The organism is Streptosporangium sp. NPDC004379, assembly GCF_042873875.1.
Taxonomy (GTDB): domain Bacteria; phylum Actinomycetota; class Actinomycetes; order Streptosporangiales; family Streptosporangiaceae; genus Streptosporangium.
In genome coordinates, this window is the sequence record NZ_JBIAMC010000008.1 from 247,832 (window position 1) to 264,688 (window position 16,857).

A 16,857-nucleotide genomic window follows, 5' to 3' on the forward strand; every position below is an offset into this window, starting at 1 on the left:
TGCACTCGGTAAGTACAAGGAAAGGGACAATCGGATATGCAGCCAGCTCAGGAAACCGCGCGGACCCGGCAGACGGGGCGGACCGGCATGAGGCGGACGCGCCTCGCCGTGGCCGCGCTCACCGCCGCCGCCGCGGCCCTGCTCACCACGGGCGCCGCGGGCGCCGACGTGAGCCGGACGGCCACCAGGCCGTCGGAGGGGACGGCGCAGCTCGCGCCCGGTTTCACCCACGGGAAGGTCTCCGTGACCGGCGGGACCCTCCACTACGTCCGCGGCGGCTCGGGCCCGGCGCTCGTGCTGCTGCACGGCTGGCCGCAGACCTGGCAGATGTGGGAGAAGGTGATGCCGACGCTCGCCCGCGAGCACACCGTCATCGCCTTCGACCTGCCGGGACTCGGAGACTCCTCCATCCCGTCCGGCGGCTACGACAAGGCCACCGCCGCGAAGAGGATCCACGAGGCCGTCGTCAAGCTGGGCCTCAAGCAGGTCGGGATCATCGGGCACGACCTCGGCGCACTGGTCGCCTACCCCTACGCGCGCGACTTCCCCGGCGAGGTCAGCCGGATCGCCGTCGTCGAGACGCCGCTGGCTGGCTTCGGCCTGGAGGACCTGTACGGCATCAGCTGGCACTTCCGGTTCAACATGTCCCCGGCTCCGATCCCGGAGACGATCATGGACAATGACGACGTCCGCACCTACCTCGGCATGATGTTCGGCTTCAGCCACCAGCCGGGCGCGATCAACGCCGAGCCGTACTTCCAGGCCTACGCCGACCCGGCCAGGCGGACCGCGGGCTACGAGTACTACCGGGCCTTCGCCGCCGACGCCGAGAACAACAAGGCCGGGGCCGGCACGAAGCTGACCGCGCCGGTGCTGGCCGTCGGCGGGCAGTACTCCTTCGGCGAGGGCGTGGCCGGCTCGTTCCGCCAGGTCGCGACCGACGTCCGCCCGGTGGTGGCGCCCGACGCCGGGCACTTCGTCCCCGAGGAGAACCCCGCGTTCCTCGGCCAGTGCGCGAACCTCTTCTTCGGCGCGAAGGGCACCGTTCCGCCGGCCGGCCTGGAGGGCTGCGCCGCCTAGCGCGGACGCCAGGTGAGGTAATCCGGACCGCGGGCGCCCGCCGCCCGCGGTCCGGTCATGTCTCCCACCGGTCCCGGACGGGCGCGGAGCGGTCCGCGTCCCCGTGTGACCGGGGCCCGGCGCGCCGCACAGCCGTCTTCCGTTCCCGACTCCCGCGGCCGTCTTCCGCCGCCGGGTTCAGGCGGGCGCGGGGCAGCCCAGCGCGGCCAGCTCGGCGCGGCCCTCGGCGGCGCGGTCCGGCAGCAGCAGCAGGGTGCAGGCCCGCTCGAAACGGGCGCCGGCCCGCTCCCAGCCCGCCACCGAGGCCGCCAGGGCGGCGCCGTCGCCGCTCCGCCGCCCCTCGGCGCGGGCCAGGCAGGCGGCCGCCCAGTCGTTCTCACCCGCGACGGCGGACGCCGAGGCCAGCCGTTCGGCGGCGTCCGGCAGCCCGGCGGCGACGGCGAGCTCGGCTCCGGCGGCGCGGGCGTAGGTCTGGTACCGCCCCTGGGGGAAGTCGGTGAAGACGAGCTCCACCAGGCCGGCCGCGCCGCCGAACCGGCCGGTGTGCACGGCGACGCGGGCGTCGGCGAACGCCGCGAACGTCGCGTGGTTGCGCGGGCCGCCCGACACCTGCGTGGCGCGGGCGCGCCAGAACCGGTACCGGTGGTCGTCGCCGCGCAGGCCGTGGACCAGCGCCACGGCGGCCACGGCGGGCGACATCCAGCCCGCCACGGGACCGCCGGCGCGCTCCCAGCCGTCCCACATGCCGTCCGCCCGCCGCAGCGCCTCGTCGAACTCGCCGGTGAGCGCCAGGGGAAGGACCAGGCTGCTCTCCGACAGGTAGGAGTGACCGCCCAGCAGGTCGTCCTCCAGCGCCGACCGGGCGGTCTCCAGCGCGGTCCGCAGGTCGCCGGTGGCCACGGCGTAGGTGGCGGCCATGTTGTAGGTGTCGGTGACCTCCGGGGCGGAGCGCGGGTCGTCGCGGGACATCGCGGCGAGCAGGGAGAGCCGTTCGCGGGTGACCCGGTACGCCTCCCGGAGCCGGCCCGCCGTGGCGGCGGCGGTGCTCACCGCGTCGAGGGCCCCGCTGACGAGCACCGGGTCGCCGGTGGCGCGCGCCGCCTCGGCGGCGGACGCGGCCAGCCCCGGGTCCGGCGCCATCTTCTCCCGGCCCGCGTTCCACGCGGCCGCCGCCGCCAGCAGCGCCGCCACGACGGGATCCCCCCGGTCGCCGGCCGCGGCGGCCTCCTCCAGCAGGGCGGAAAGGCGCTCGTGGGGGACGTCGGCGGAGAAACCCGCGGAGAACCGGTTCGCGGTGACCACCGCGGAGGCCAGCGCCACGGCCACGCCGTCGCCGTCGCCCGCGGCGCGGGCCCGCCCGGCCGACGCGAGCAGCAGCTCGAAGGCGTGGTGGCCCGCCGGGGCGACGGCGTGCGCGCCGTCGGCCGCGCTGCGCAGGTCCCGGGCGGCCTCACCCGGGTGGGGCGCCCGCTCGGCCGCCTCCCGGTAGTGGTCCAGCGACTCGGTCAGGAACCGCCGCGCGTAGCACAGGCGGCCCAGCGCGCGTGCCAGCCGGTGCGGCGTCTCGCCGGGGCCGGGCGGCGATCCCGCCAGCGCCGCGCGCAGGTCGTCGGCGACGGCGTCGAACCCGGCGTCGAAGTCGTCGCGCCCCCCACCCGGCCCCTGACCGGGGAGCGCGGTCGCGTCCGCGGTCCGGGCGGGGAGCGCCGTCGTGACGGCCTGCCGGTCGGGGAGTGCGGTCGTGACGGTCTGCCGGTCCGCGAGCGCCGTCGCGACGGCCGTCGCCCACTCCAGGTGCCGCCGCCGCGTCTCGTCCGTCTCGCCGGCCGCCGCGAGCCGGTCCGCGGCGAAGGCACGGACCGTCTCCAGCAGCCGCCACCTGCTCTCCCCGCCCCGCCGGACGACCAGGCTCTTGTCCACCAGGCGGCCCAGCACGTCGGCGACCGGCCCCCGGCCCCCGGCGCGCGTCACGGCGACGGCGGCGTCGAGGTCGAAGCCGCCCGTGAAGACGGCCAGCCGCCGGAACAGCGTCCGCTCCTCCTCGCCGAGCAGATCGTGGCTCCAGCCGATCACCGCCCGCAGCGATCGGTGCCGCTCGACCGCCCCGCGCCCGCCGGCGAGCAGCCGCAGGACGTCGTCGAGGGTGGCCAGCAGGCCGTCGGCGCCCAGGGAGGCGCTGCGCGCCGCGGCCAGTTCGATGGCCAGCGGCATGCCGTCCAGCCGGGCGCACAGCTCGGCGACCACGGCGGGATCCGCGGTGAACCCGGGATCGGCCGCGGCGGCGCGGTCGAGGAAGAGCCGCTCGGCGTCGGACCCCGGCGGCAGCGGCGCGACCGGCACGACCCTCTCTCCCGGCACGCCCAGCCGCTCACGGCTGGTCACCAGCACCCTCGCACCGGGGCAGACCGACAGCGTCCGCTCCACGAACCCGGCCACCGCGTCGAGCAGGTGCTCGCAGTTGTCGAGGACCAGCAGCGACCGGCCCCGGCCGAGCCGCTCGGCGACGGCGTCCTCCAGCGGCTGCCGGGGACGCTCTGTGACGCCGAGTGCCGCCGCCACCGCCTGCGCGACGAAACCCCCGCCCACCGGGACCAGGTCCACGAACGCGCCGCCCGCGGGGAACGACGGCGCCGCCTCCCCGGCGGCCACCGCCGCCAGGCGGGTCTTGCCGACCCCGCCCGGACCCAGCAGCGTCACCAGCCGGGACTCGCCGAACGCCGCCAGGACCGCCGCGCGCTCCCGCTCGCGGCCCACGAACGACGTCAGCGCCGCCGGCAGGCCCGCCATCCGTCCCGGCGGGGCCGCCGGCCGCGGCGGCGGGACGGCCTCGGCCGGCGCCGCCCCGCCGGCGAGCGCGGCCAGCGCCCGCCGGTCGGCGACGCCGTACTTGCGCAGCAGCGAGGACACGTGACTCTCGACGGTCCGTACCGAGATGTGCAGCCTGCTCGCGATCTCCGCGTTGGACAGCCGCGCGCCGAGCGCCTCCAGAACCTCCGCCTCGCGCGCCGACACCTCACCCGGCCCCGTTGTCGTCACCCCGACATCATCACCCATCGGCACCGCGATCAGTGGTCTTTACGTGCCGAATCCGTGGTTTTCACGGATGACCAGGGGGGTGTTCGCGGAGGATGCTGGTCGAAGCCGGACGCGGCTCACCGAAGACGCCGGGCGGCCCGTCACACGAAGGACGCCCGCTCCGCACACGAGAGACGAAAGGGTTCGAGATGAGCCAGCAGGTCCAGAGCCGGCCGTACCGGGCCGGCGACGCCGTGGCCGGCGGTCCCGAAGCCGCACGCCGCCTGGGTGAGGAGTTCGGCGGAGCGGTCATCCTGCCCGGAGAGCCCGGATACGACGAGCAGCGCGAGGCCCCCAACGCCGACATCGACCCGCGGCCGGCGCTGATCGCCGAGGCGACCGGCCCCGCCGACGTGCGGACCGCGATCCTCACCGCGCGCGAGCACGGCCTGCCCTTCGCCGTCCAGGCCACCGGGCACGGCACCTATGTCGCCTCCGACGGCGGCCTCCTCCTCAGAACCGGCAGGATGGACTCCGTCCTGGTCGACCCGGACCGCCGGACCGCCCGCGTCGGCCCCGGCACCACGTGGGCGGAGGTGATCGCCGCCGCCGAGCCGTACGGCCTCGCGCCGCTCGCCGGCTCGCACCAGACGGTCGGCGTGACCGGTTACACCCTCGGCGGCGGCATCGGCTGGCTGGCCCGCCCGTACGGCTTCGCCTCCGACAGCGTGCTGCGCGCCGAGATGGTCACGGCCGACGGCCGGCTGGTGACGGCGAGCCCCGACAGCGATCCCGGCCTGTTCTGGGCGCTGCGCGGCGGCGGCGCCAACTTCGGCGTGGTGACCTCCCTGGAGTTCCGGCTCCACCCCGTTCCCCGCGTCCACGCCGGCGTCGTCTACTTCACGGCCGACCGGGCCGCCGAGACACTGACCCGCTACCGCGACTGGATGGCCGACGCCCCGCGCGAGCTGAGCACCTCGATCCTGCTGGCCCGGTTCGCCGACGCCCCGGAGACCCCCGCGCCGCTGCGCGACAGGTGGGTCCTGGGCCTGCGCGTCATGTACGCGGGCGAGGCCGAGGAGGCCCGCGCCGCGCTGCGCCCCCTGACCGACACGGCCGGGACGGTGCTGCTGGACCAGCTGCGGACCACGACGTTCGCCCAGGCCGAGATGGGCGGCATCGCGCCCCGCGACTTCAACCTCCTGGAGACCCTGCCCGACGAGGTGATCGAGGCGGTGGCGGCCGTCGTCGTGCGGCCCGACTCGCCCGTCACCATGGTGGAGGTCCGCCACTGGGGCGGCGCGATGAGCGACCCCGGGCCCGGCGCGGGGCCGGTGGGCCACCGTACGGCGCAACTGTCGGTCGTCCTGGACGCCTGCGACCCGCAGGTCTCGCGGGTGCTGCGCCCGCACTCCGGCGACCGGACGTTCCTGAACTTCCTGGGCGACACCACCAGGGCCGAGACGGCGTACACGCCGGACGACCACCGGCGGCTGCGGGAGGTGAAGCGGGACTACGACCCCGACAACTTCTTCCGCCTCAACCACAACATCCCCCCGGCCCGGCCGGGCTCCCGCTGACTCCGCCGAAGGCGATCGATCCCATGCGGTACGTGACCTCCAGCGACGGCACCGGCATCGCGTTCGACCGCCGCGGTGAGGGGCCGCCGATCGTCCTGGTGAGCGGGGCGCTGCACCACCGGTCGCTCGACCCGGTCTCGGAACGGCTGGCCGAGCTGCTCGCCCCGCGCTTCACCGTCTACCGCTACGACCGCCGGGGGCGGGGCGACAGCGGCGACACCGCCCCCTACGCGGTCGCCCGGGAGGTCGAGGACCTGGAGGCCGTCATCGCGGAGGCGGGCGGATCGGTGTTCGTGTGCGGGTTCTCCTCCGGCGCGGTCATCGCCCTCGACGCGGCCCGCCGGCTGCCCGGCATCGCGAGGCTGGCGCTGTACGAGCCGCCGTTCGTCGTGGACGCCACCCGCCCGCCGCTGCCCGACGACTACGTGACCAGGCTCGACGGGCTGGTGGCCCGGGGGCGGCGGGGCGAGGCCGTGGAGTTCTTCATGACCCGCGCCGCGGGCGTGCCCGCCGAGGCCGTCGCCCGCAGCCGGAGCACGGCCGGCTGGCGGGCGTTCGAGGCCGTGGCCCACACCCTCGCCTACGACGGCGCGGTCATGAGGACCACCATGGCGGGCAGGCCGCTGCCGGCCGACAGGTGGAGCTGCGTCACCGCCCCCGTCCTCGTCGCGGACGGCGGCCGGAGCAGGGACTACCTGCGCACCGGCGCGCGGGCGCTCGCCGCCGTCCTGCCGGGGTCCCGGCACCTCACCCTGGAGGGCCAGAGCCACGCCGTGGACCCGGCGGTCTTCGCCCCCATCCTGGAAGCCTTCTTCACCGCCCACTGACCTGCTCGGGGGCGCCGCCATCACGGCCGGAAACAAAGCGCCATGACCGCAAGGAAGAAGAAGCGCCGGTCTGCGAACGATGCCAGTGTTTCCAGCGCGCCTGAGCCTTTCACGCCCCCGGACATCCAGAAGTGGAGCGCCCCATGCCCCGATCACTCATCTCCAGGATCGGCCCGCGCAAGAGCATCGCCGTCCTCGTCTCGGCCGGCGCCCTGGCCACCGCGGGCATCCTCCCGTTCGTCGGCCCCACCAACGCCGATGCCGCGCCCGGCGAGTCGACGATCCGGTGCAGCAACGCCACGCTGAAGGGGCACTACATCTTCGGCGCCAACGGCACGTCGGTGCCCCCGGGCGGCGAGAGCATCCCGATCTCCACGGGCGGCCTCGACTACTTCGACGGCAAGGGCGGCGGTACCGGCATCGCCACCTTCGTGGTGAAGGACGCCCTGGTGAACGACCACACCCCGATCACGCTCTCCTACAGCATCAAGAGCGACTGCAGCGGGAAGGCGTCGTTCCACCTGGGCGACAGCTCGGCGAACTTCAACGTGTACGCCGACCCCTCGGGGGCGTCGTTCGTCCTGGTCGCCACCGACCCGGGCAACGTGCTGGCGGGCACCGAGACCCGGGTGAGCCGGTAACCTTCCCCGCCCTTTCGTCCCGACCGCGGGGATCCGGCCGTCACGGCCGGTCCCCGCGGTTCTTCGTGCGCCGCCGCGTTGTGCGCCGCTGCGTCGCGCGCGGCGCCGGGCGCCCGCGGGGAACGCAGCGTCGCCGCCGGCGAAGCCGCCGCGTCGTTTTCCGCCCGCCGCCGCGCAGAAGGACGGCGGCCGGGACGCAGCTCATTCTTCTAGTCCCACGTCGTCCCGTTACGGGACTTCTGAAGCGATTCAATAATGCGCTGGTTTTCTCTCATGCGGAAACTGTGCGTCCGGCGGGACCCGATGGCAAGACGCGACGGATGCAACATGTTGTCCTCCGGTTGCCGCTTCCTGTCATCCGTTCCGCGCGCCTGCGCCTCCGGGATGGCGCATCATCGAATGACCAGGCAGGAGGGGGCGCGGCACCGCGCGGCGGGCGGCGTGCCCGGTGGCCAGCACGCCAGAAGATGCACCGGGTGACGCCCGGACGTGACGATGTCGTGGTGAGGACCGCGCATATCCCGTATGCCGCGGGAGCCGCCGGCGACGACACCGCCCATGCTCCCCGGCATTCGCGCCGGAATTCGGCCGACGTCGTTCCACGCGGAACATCGACCGCTATTTTCGGCCGTAATTCGCTGCCGTGGGGGAATTCACGTCGCGACCCGACGTCCCGCGCACGCACGGCCGCTCCGGTCGACGCGCAAGCCGTACCCGCTGAAGCCGTTAGCCCCTCTCTGGCGAGGTGAGAAACTTGACTCTGGTCGAGACCCAAACGTCGGTCGACTTCGATGGCGAGACCCTGGACATCGCCGCCGTGCGGCAGGTCGCCGAGGACGGCGCCGCCTGCGTCGTCTCCTCCGAGACGCTGTCCAAGGCGGCCGCCAACCGCCGCATGTTCGAGGACATCATCCAGCAGGGCATCCCCGTGTACGGGGTGACCACCGGCTACGGCGAGATGATCTACATGCTGGTCGGCACCGACAAGGAGGTGGAACTGCAGACCAACCTGGTCCGCAGCCACAGCGCGGGCGTCGGCCCGACCTTCGCCCAGGACGAGGCGAGGGCGGTCGTCGCGGCCCGGCTGAACGCCCTGTCCAAGGGCTACTCGGCGGTGCGCCCCGAACTGCTGGAGCGCCTCGCGCTCTACCTCAACCTGGGCATCACCCCCGCCATCCCCGAGATCGGCTCCCTCGGCGCGAGCGGCGACCTGGCCCCGCTCGCGCACGTCGCCTCCACCCTCATCGGCGAGGGCTACGTCCTGCGCGAGGGACGCCGCGTCGAGACCGCGCGGGTCCTGCGGGAGTTCGGCATCGAGCCGCTGCAGCTGCGGTTCAAGGAGGGGCTCGCGCTGATCAACGGGACCTCCGCGATGACCGGCGTGGGCTGCCTGCTGGCCGGACGAGCCATGGACCAGATCCGCCAGGCCGAGATCGTCACCGCCCTGATCTGCGAGGTCCTGCAGAGCTCGACCAGCCCGTTCGGCGCCGAGGGGCACGACATCGCCCGCCCGCACCGGGGCCAGATCGACAGCGCCGCGAACATGCGGACCCTGCTGCACGGCAGCGAGCTGGCCGTCGAGCACAGCGACCTGCGCCGCGCGCTCAGCGCCGACCCCGACCGCCTGCGCGCCCTGAAGGCCCGCGAGGCCGCCCGGCGCGACTCGGGCGAGGACGCGGACGGCGGCGTGCACCGTACCGAGGTCTACCTGCAGAAGGCGTACACGCTGCGCGCCATCCCGCAGGTCGTCGGCGCGGTCCGCGACACGCTGTACCACGTGACGGACGTCCTGGAGACCGAGCTGAACTCCTCCAACGACAACCCGCTGGTCTTCGAAGGCCAGGAGGTCTTCCACGGGGCCAACTTCCACGGCCAGCCGGTCGCCTTCGCGATGGACTTCCTCACCATCGCCCTCACCCAGCTGGGCGTCTTCTCCGAGCGCCGCACCAACCGGCTGCTCAACCGGCACCTCAGCAACGGCCTGCCGGAGTTCCTCGTCGCGGGCGACCCCGGCCTCAACAGCGGGTTCGCCGGCGCCCAGTACCCGGCGACCGCGCTGGTCGCCGAGAACCGCACCATCGGCCCGGCCAGCACCCAGAGCGTGCCGTCCAACGGCGACAACCAGGACGTCGTCAGCATGGGCCTGATCGCCACCCGCAACGCGCGGCGGGTCATGCAGAACAACACCAGGATCCTCGCGGTGGAGTTCCTCGCCGCGGCGCAGGCGGTGGACGTGTCCGGCCGCTACGACCGGCTCAGCCCGGCGGGCAAGGCGACCTACGACGCGGTGCGGTCGCTGGTGCCGACGCTGAGCCACGACCGCTACATGTCCGACGACATCGAGCTGGTGGCCGCGGCGCTGTCCCGCGGCGAGTTCGTCGGCGCCGTCGCCCGGAGCGACGTCGAGCTGCGCTGAGGGACCGGCCCGCCGTACGGCCGCCCGCCGCGAGGCCGGGGGAGTGCCGTACGGCGGGCACGGGCCGGCGGGCCGGGCGCCCGCCGGCCGTACCGGGGACGGGAACGAGCACCGAACGAGCACGGAACGAGCATCGAACGAGCACGGAGAAGGATCGCGGAGAAAGGCGGTTCACCATGGCTGGCCTGATCAGGGTGAGGCCGGACGCCGATCTCGACGACGTCGTCGAGATCCTGGAACGGGACGGGGCCGTCGTCGTCGAGGACTTCGTCGACCAGGAGACCCTCGCCGGGCTGTGGGACGACCTCGGTCCGTGCCTGGAGTCCCACGACTACAGCGACAACTGGTACGACGGCCTGCGGACCAGGCGGGTGTCCTCGCTGTTCGCCCGGACCACGCGCCTGACGCCGGTGGTGACCCAGCGCCTCTACCTGGGGGCGGCCCGGGCCATCATGCAGCGGCCGATCCCCATGTGGATCGGCAGGTCCCGGCAGGAGATGATCCCCACCATCCAGATCAGCGCCACGCAGCTGATCCAGATCCACCAGGGTCAGGGCAAGCAGCCCCTGCACCGCGACGACGCGCTGCACCTGCGCTCGCACCCGGGCCCGGCCAGCCGGGTGCAGATGATGCTCGCGATGAGCGAGTTCACCGCCGACAACGGCGGCACCCTGGTCATCCCGGGCAGTCACCACTGGGACGACGAGCGCGCGCCGAAGGCCGCGGAGGCCATCCCCACCGAGATGCCGGCCGGGTCGTGCCTCATCTGGCTGGGCGGCGTCTATCACGGCGGCGGCCGCAACGTCACCACCGTGCCGCGCACCGGCATGACCATCTCGCTGGACCTGGGCAACCTCCGCCAGGAGGAGAACCAGTATCTCGCGGTGCCCCGGGAGAAGGTGCTGGCCTACCCCGAGGAGGTCAGGCGGCTCCTCGGCTACGACCGCTGCCCGCCCGGCCTGGGCTGGGTGGAGATGAACGACCCGTACATCATGCTGGAGGACGAGGAGACCCGCCGCGCGGCGGGCGTGGACATCGCCTCCGGCGCCGCCTCCGTCACCGGCTGATCCGCCGCCGGGCAGGGCACGCCGGCCGTGACCGCCGAGGCGACCGGTGTGGAACGGGGGCTCCCTGGGCGCCGGACGACGCGAAGCGCCTTGCGGGCGCGCTCGTTCCGCGCGTCCGGGGGAGTCCCCGGGGTCACCCGGCCGGGAACGGAGGCGCCCCGGCCGGGTGGGGCGTCACCGGGCGCTGGTGCGGAACGGCTTGGCCGGCCTGCCCAGGTTGGGGGTGCCGAGCAGCTTCTTCGAGGAGATCGCGTAGATGCCGTCGTTGGTGAAGACCCAGGCGATCTTGCGGTCCCATTCGACGTAGACGCCGTGGGTCTGGTTGCCAAGGGCGTAGCCGGGCACGCCCTTGGCGAAGCCCGCCGGGACGAACTGCGCGGCGATCTTCGGGTGCTTCGGGTCGCGGGTGTCGAAGAACTGCACGCCCGCGTTGTAGAACGCGTACGGCAGCAGGCCCTGCCTGGGCTCGCCGGGCGAGGTGTAATAGCCCGAGCGCTTGGGGCCGAAGCTGCCGCCGCGCTGGCAGTAGTCGCCGAACGGGGCCGCCGCGGCGGGCTCGGGCCGGGGCAGGGCGCCGACGATGCGGGGCTTGGCCGGGTCGCGGACGTCGATCTGGAAGATGTCCTTGTAGGGCTCGTGGCAGTCCTCGCCCAGCGGGTAGCCGGAGACGTAGATCATGCCGGTTCTCTCGAACTGGGAGACGTCCACGTTGTCCGCCTCGGTGCCGCCGACCGACATGGGCAGGTCCAGGTGGGAGACCTCGGTCATCTTGGCCGGGTCGGAGATGTCCAGCACCGACAGGCCGTAACCGCCCAGGGCCGCGAAGCCGTACCTGCCGCCCTCCTCGACCGGCTCGGGGATGAACAGCGGCATGCGGGCGCCCATCCAGGAGGTCTGGTTGCCGCAGCGCGGGTTCCTGGCGTAGTCGGCGGACTCGCCGGCGACCTGGCCCTTCCGGTGCCACTCACCGATCTTCTTCGGCCTGGCCGGGTCGGACATGTCGTAGGCCTGGTAGCCGGCCGAGTACAGGTAGGTGGGCACCTCGGTGTTGCTCCAGGTGTCCAGCGGCGCGGCGGCGACGAACATGTACCTGCCGCCCGTCCAGTACGGCACGTCCAGTGAGCCCGAGCCCTGCTGTGGCCCGTCGACCGGCGCGTTCAGCGGGTCGGTCACCGAGCCGTCGGTGGTGACGGTGGCCAGCAGCCTCCAGTCCCTCTTGCGCGGGCCGTCGAGCCGGTAGACCTTGAAGCCCTTGAAGCTCGTGGTCTCACGGAGCTTTCCGACGCCCTCGGCGTTGTGGAACTTGGAGTGCTCCACCGAGTCGCCCAGCTCGCCGACCTGGCGCTTCTGCTCGAAGCTCTGGACCATGACGTAGGCGCCGAGCCTGGTGTTCCACTGGATGGTGGAGGCGCCCCAGTAGTCGTGGGCCTTCCAGTCCTTGCCGTCCTTGAGCTCGACGTTCTCACCGTACTCGGCCTTGATGTCGTTGCGGCTGAGCGACTCGACGATCTTGACCTTCCTGACGTCGGTCACGTCGTAGACGCGGCCCTCGCTCCGGTCGTACTGGAACAGGTAGCGGCGGCCGTCGAAGTCGACGATGTTCTGCCAGCTGTGGAAGTAGTCCGGGGTGAACCCGGCGCCCCGGTAGGCGGCCTCCAGCTTGATCGGGCCCTCCAGGTAGGACTTCGGGTCGTAGCCCTCGGTCTTCCCGAACAGGTCCTGGGCGCCGCCGGGGAAGGAGAAGCGCTCCTCGCCCGCCGGGGTCAGGGAGGGGTGCCGGAAGGTGCCGTCGAGCTGCATGCCGTACGTGCCGGCCTGGGGGTCGGCCGGGCGGCGGTCACCGCAGACGGAGGGGATGTTCGGATCGTCGGGGGCCGCTGCCCGCACCGCCGTACCGGAGGCGAGGACGAGACCCGCGACGCCGGAGGTGATCAGGGCATGCCGGAGGAAGTGGCGCATGGCGCGACCTTTCACAGGAAAGGGAGGAACACCCTCAGGCTTTCGGTTCCGTCCCCCGCCGGCCACGCTCCGTTCCGTGAGATGGAACAGGAAGGGTTCCATCTCACGGAACGCCGGCTCAGGTGACGGCCAGGCGCCGCCGGTACCGCTCGTCGCGCCAGTGCTCCTTCTCCAGCACCTCGGCCAGCGTGGCGACCGCGTCGTAGACGTCGGCGAAACCGATGTAGAGCGGGGCGAAGCCGAAGCGCAGGATGTCGGGGGCGCGGAAGTCCCCGTGGACGCCGCGGTCGATCAGCGCGCGCATGACCGGGTAACCGTCGGGGTGGCGGAGGCTGACCTGGCTGCCGCGGCGCTCCGGGTCCCGGGGGGTGACCAGCTCGAGCCCGTACGGCGCGCGGAGCTCCTCGGCCAGGTCGATGAAGAGCGACGTCAGGGCCACGCTCTTGGCCCGGACCCGCTCCAGGTCCACCCGCTCCCAGATGTCCAGCGACGCGTTGAGCGGGGCGTAGGACAGCACGTGCGGGGTGCTCACCGCGAAGCGCCGGACGCCCTCCGCGGGACGGTAGTCCGGCTCGAACGCGAACGGCGCCGCGTGGCCGTGCCAGCCGGTCAGCATGTGCTCGGCCCGGTCGTGGTGCCGCGGGTTGACGTAGATGAACGCGGGAGCCCCCGGGCCGGCGTTGAGGTACTTGTAGGTGCAGCCGACCGCGAAGTCGGCCGCCGACATGTCGACCCGGAAGGCGCCGGCGCTGTGGCACAGGTCCCAGATCATCAACGCGCCCGCCGCCTGGACCTTCGCGGTCACCGCGGCGGTGTCGTGGCGCTCTCCGGTCCGGTAGTCCACCTCCGACATCAGCACGCAGGCGACGTCGTCGCCCAGCGCCTCGTCGAGGACCCCGATGTCGCGCACCTCGTAGCCGCCCAGCGTCTTGACGAGGCCCTCGACCATGTAGCGGTCGGTCGGGAAGTTGGCCAGGTCGGAGACGATCACCCGGCGGCCGGAGCGGAGGCCCAGGGCGGCCGAGACCGCCTTGACGATGGCGATCGAGGTGCTCTCGCCCACCACCACCTGTCCGGGACCCGCGCCGATCAGCGGGGCCAGGCGGTCGCCGGTGGTCAGCGGCAGGTCGAACCAGCCGGCGGAGTTCCAGCCGCCGACCAGTCGCCGGCCCCACTCCTCCTCCACGACACGCGCCGTGGCGGCCACGGCCGCACGGGGCATGGCGCCGAGCGAGTTCCCGACCAGGTAGATCGTCCCGTCGGGCAGGACGAACTCGTCCTTGAGGTGCTTGAGGGGGTCGTCCGCGTCGAGGGCGACGCAGTCCGCACGGCTGATGGTCACGAATCATCTCCCGGTCAGGTGCTTACCAGCCTCTCCATCATCCGGCATCGGCGAAGGTCAGAGCATCGGGATGTTCCGGGACGCGGAACCTCCGCCCGGCATGGCGGGCCGGACGGCGCCGGACCCGCCGGGCGGGGACCGCATCGTCACCCGGTGCGGCGGCACGGGGTCACCGGCCGAGGAACCGGGCGGCGTTGCCGCCGAGCAGCTTGGCGCGGGCGCCGTCGGAGAGGAACCCGGCCCCCCGGATCAGCGATCCCGCCGGTGACTCGCCCAGCGGGTAGGGGAAGTCGGAGCCGAGCATGACGCGGTCCTCGCCCATCGTGTCCACCAGCAGCCGCAGTGCCCGCTCGTCGAACACCACCGAGTCCACGCTGAAGCGCTCCAAGTAGGCGGAGGGCGGGAACTCCGAGGTCCCGACGAGGTCGTTACGGCGGTGCCAGGCGTTCTCGAAGCGGCCGAGCCAGAAGGCGAACGAGCCGCCGCCGTGCGCGAAGCACATCCTCAGGGAGTCCGGCACCCGGTCGAACACGCCGCCCAGGATCAGGGCGAGCACCGACAGGTGCGTCTCGGCGGGCATGCCGACCAGCCACTGGGCCATCCAGCGCCGCAGCCGGGGACCGTCCGGCATGTCCCACGGGTGGACGAAGACGGGCGCGCCCACCGCCGCGCAGTGCTGGAGGAACTGGACGATCCCCTCGTCGTCGAGGTCACGGTCGCCGACGTGGTTGCCGATCTCGACGCCCGCGTGCCCGGCGGCCAGGCAGCGGTCCAGCTCGGCGCAGGCCAGGTCGGGGTCCTGGAGCGGCACCTGGCAGAACGGCACCAGCCGCTCGGACGCGCAGATCTCCAGAGCCAGGTCGTTGAAGACCCTGGCGACCCCCGCGGCCTGCGCAGCCGGGCGTTCGTAGGAGAAGAACACCGGTGTCGGCGAGACGACCTGGACGTCCACCCCGTCGGCGTCCATCTGCTCCAGGCGGGCCGAGGGGTTCCAGCAGTCGTCCCGGATCCGCCGGAACTCCCGGTCGCCGAGCAGGATCATGGCCTCCCGCTCGGACTCCACCCGGAGCCGGGGCGCCCCCGGCCAGCCGAGGTCCGGCCAGCCCCTGGGGACGTGGTGCGTGTGGACGTCGATGATCAAGGGTCATCCCCTGCCCGGGTGCAGCGCGCCGCAGTCGTCGCAGGTGCGGGCCCTCTCGTCGTCGTAGAAGGCCTGGAAGATCGGCGGCAGGTCGGCCACGATGTCACGGACCTGGAGCTCGACCTCGTGGACCACGGCGTTGCACTCCTGGCAGTACCACCGGAACTTCTCCAGCACGCCCTCCGGTCTGATCCGCTCCACCAGGAAGCCGACCGACCCCTCCTCGGGACGCTGCGGCGAGTGCGGCATGTTCGGCGGGAGCAGCCACATCTGGCCCTCGCGGACGTGGACGGTGTCCGGCCCCTCGGGCGTCATGACGTTGATGTGCATGTTGCCGCGGACCTGGTAGAAGAGCTCCTCGTACGGGTCGACGTGGAAGTCGGTCCGCGCGTTCGGGCCGCCGACGACCATCACGATGAGGTCGCTGGAGCCCTCGAAGATGATTTTGTTGCCGACCGGCGGCCTGAGCAGGTGGGCGTGCTCGTCGATCCACTTGCCGAAGTCGATGGGGGGGATCACTGTCGCTCCTCCGGCCGATGGGCCACGGCCTGAATCTCGATGAGCAGATGGGGGTGGGGCAGCTGGTGGACGGCCACGGTGGTGCGGGTCGGACCGGCCTCGTCGAAGTACTCCGCGTAGACCGCGTTGTAGCCGCCGAAGTCGTCCATGTTCACCAGGTAGGCGGTGATCTGGACGAGGTCGCTCAGGTCGGCCCCGGCCGCCTTGAGAATGTCACCGATGTTCTCTATCACGGCCCGGGTCTGCTCGGCGATGTCGAGTGTGACCGTGCCGGACTCGTCGGCCGCGGCCCCGGCGATCGTGTCGTCCGGCCTGCGGGAGCTGGTGCCGGACACGTAGAGGAAGTCTCCGGCCCGCTTGACGTGCGGGAACCTTCCGCGCGGGGTGGCCTTTCCCCGGACGACGAGCCCATCGGTCACGGCCGCCCCCCGGACGCGGTGAAGGAGACCGAACCCAGGTGCTGGATCTCCGCTCTGACATGGGCTCCGGGGGCCAGCGGCTCGGCGGGCGTGGCGGCGCCGGCGAGCAGGATCCACCCGGGCTCCATGACCACCCCGTTCGCTCCGGCGAGGCGCGCGGCCTCCGCGACGGCCCGGCGCGGGTCTCCCAGGATGGCGCCGGTGGAGCCGGTCCGGACGGGACGGCCGTCGATCTCGAAGACGACGCCGAGGTTCCAGCGGGCGGGATCGTAGGGCTGCCACGGGCCGACCACGTATCCGGCGGCCGAGGTGTTGTCGGCGATCACGTCCGGCAGGGAGAACCGGAAGTCCTCGTAGCGCGAGTCGATGACCTCGATGCCGGGGGCGACCGCGGCGACGGCGCCGGGCGCGAGGGCGTCGGCGACCGTGGCGATGCGGCGGCCGATCAGGTAGACGACCTCCGGCTCGACACGGGGATGGATGTAGCTCGATATATCGGCGTATGAGCCGTCAAGGATGGCCGACGACTCCGGAACACGACCGAAGATCACGTCATGCACGCCCATCTGGCGGCGCTTGCCCTCGCTGGTGAAGCCCAGCTTCACCCCCGCCAGCCGGTCGCCCCGCTCCAGCCGGAGCCGGAGCAGCTCCTCCTGGACCTGGTAGGCGGCTGCCACGTCGTAGCCCTGCTCGGGCTGCGGCACCGCGCGGGCGGTGCGGGCGGCCTCGTCCAGTACGGCGGCGAGCCTGTGGATGTCGGTCACGGGGTCTCCTCCTCCCTGACGGAGCCGGGAACGCCGGGAACGCCGGACGCGGAGCAGAGAACCCCGGGCTCGGAGCCGGGAACCCCG

At 73.0% G+C, this 16,857-nt stretch carries 13 protein-coding genes; 6 read left to right on the top strand and 7 right to left on the bottom strand.

The annotated features are described in order from the left end of the window. Positions 1–87 precede the first annotated feature (87 nt). Complete coding sequence (locus ACFYSC_RS19685; protein WP_389963289.1) at positions 88–1,080, top strand: alpha/beta fold hydrolase; 993 nt, start codon at positions 88–90, stop codon at positions 1,078–1,080. Positions 1,081–1,257: 177 nt separating this feature from the next. On the opposite strand, the gene ACFYSC_RS19690 is transcribed toward ACFYSC_RS19685, so the two are convergent. Continuing rightward, positions 1,258–4,116, bottom strand: coding sequence for an ATP-binding protein (locus ACFYSC_RS19690; protein ID WP_389963292.1), 2,859 nt, complete (start codon positions 4,114–4,116; stop codon positions 1,258–1,260). A gap of 188 nt (positions 4,117–4,304) precedes the next feature. Between ACFYSC_RS19690 and ACFYSC_RS19695 the strand changes: the two genes are divergently transcribed. The 5 genes from ACFYSC_RS19695 (at position 4,305) to ACFYSC_RS19715 (ending at position 10,626) form a co-directional block, all read left to right on the top strand. After that, complete coding sequence (locus tag ACFYSC_RS19695; RefSeq protein WP_389963295.1) at positions 4,305–5,675, top strand: FAD-binding oxidoreductase; 1,371 nt, start codon at positions 4,305–4,307, stop codon at positions 5,673–5,675. A gap of 23 nt (positions 5,676–5,698) precedes the next feature. Next, positions 5,699–6,502, top strand: coding sequence for an alpha/beta fold hydrolase (locus ACFYSC_RS19700; protein ID WP_389963298.1), 804 nt, complete (start codon positions 5,699–5,701; stop codon positions 6,500–6,502). 143 nt (positions 6,503–6,645) lie between these two features. Continuing rightward, complete coding sequence (locus tag ACFYSC_RS19705) at positions 6,646–7,143, top strand: hypothetical protein (protein ID WP_389963301.1); 498 nt, start codon at positions 6,646–6,648, stop codon at positions 7,141–7,143. A gap of 754 nt (positions 7,144–7,897) precedes the next feature. Next, positions 7,898–9,559 carry a tyrosine 2,3-aminomutase gene (gene cmdF / locus ACFYSC_RS19710; protein ID WP_389963304.1) on the top strand — a complete coding sequence of 554 codons (1,662 nt, stop codon included), beginning with the start codon at positions 7,898–7,900 and terminating at the stop codon, positions 9,557–9,559. A 176-nt stretch (positions 9,560–9,735) separates the two neighbouring features. Continuing rightward, positions 9,736–10,626 (top strand): phytanoyl-CoA dioxygenase family protein, encoded by an 891-nt coding sequence (locus ACFYSC_RS19715; protein WP_389963307.1) that lies wholly within the window; start codon positions 9,736–9,738, stop codon positions 10,624–10,626. A 174-nt stretch (positions 10,627–10,800) separates the two neighbouring features. Here the strand turns inward: ACFYSC_RS19715 and ACFYSC_RS19720 are convergent, their stop codons facing one another. From ACFYSC_RS19720 to ACFYSC_RS19745, 6 genes are all read right to left on the bottom strand, one after another. After that, complete coding sequence (locus ACFYSC_RS19720; RefSeq protein WP_389963310.1) at positions 10,801–12,585, bottom strand: hypothetical protein; 1,785 nt, start codon at positions 12,583–12,585, stop codon at positions 10,801–10,803. Positions 12,586–12,703: 118 nt separating this feature from the next. Next, positions 12,704–13,927, bottom strand: coding sequence for a kynureninase (kynU, locus tag ACFYSC_RS19725; protein ID WP_389963313.1), 1,224 nt, complete (start codon positions 13,925–13,927; stop codon positions 12,704–12,706). Positions 13,928–14,096: 169 nt separating this feature from the next. Next, on the bottom strand, positions 14,097–15,068 hold the full coding sequence (locus tag ACFYSC_RS19730) for an amidohydrolase family protein (protein WP_389963316.1): 972 nt from the start codon (positions 15,066–15,068) through the stop codon (positions 14,097–14,099). 3 nt (positions 15,069–15,071) lie between these two features. Further along, the gene (locus ACFYSC_RS19735; RefSeq protein WP_389963319.1) at positions 15,072–15,587 is read right to left on the bottom strand and encodes a 3-hydroxyanthranilate 3,4-dioxygenase; all 516 of its coding nucleotides are present in this window, start codon (positions 15,585–15,587) and stop codon (positions 15,072–15,074) included. Further along, a complete protein-coding gene (locus ACFYSC_RS19740) occupies positions 15,584–16,006 on the bottom strand; it encodes a RidA family protein (protein WP_389963322.1) in 423 nt (140 codons plus the stop codon). The genes ACFYSC_RS19735 and ACFYSC_RS19740 overlap by 4 nt, the downstream gene beginning before the upstream one ends. Further along, on the bottom strand, positions 16,003–16,770 hold the full coding sequence (locus ACFYSC_RS19745; RefSeq protein ID WP_389963325.1) for a 2-keto-4-pentenoate hydratase: 768 nt from the start codon (positions 16,768–16,770) through the stop codon (positions 16,003–16,005). The genes ACFYSC_RS19740 and ACFYSC_RS19745 overlap by 4 nt, the downstream gene beginning before the upstream one ends. Positions 16,771–16,857: the final 87 nt, after the last annotated feature.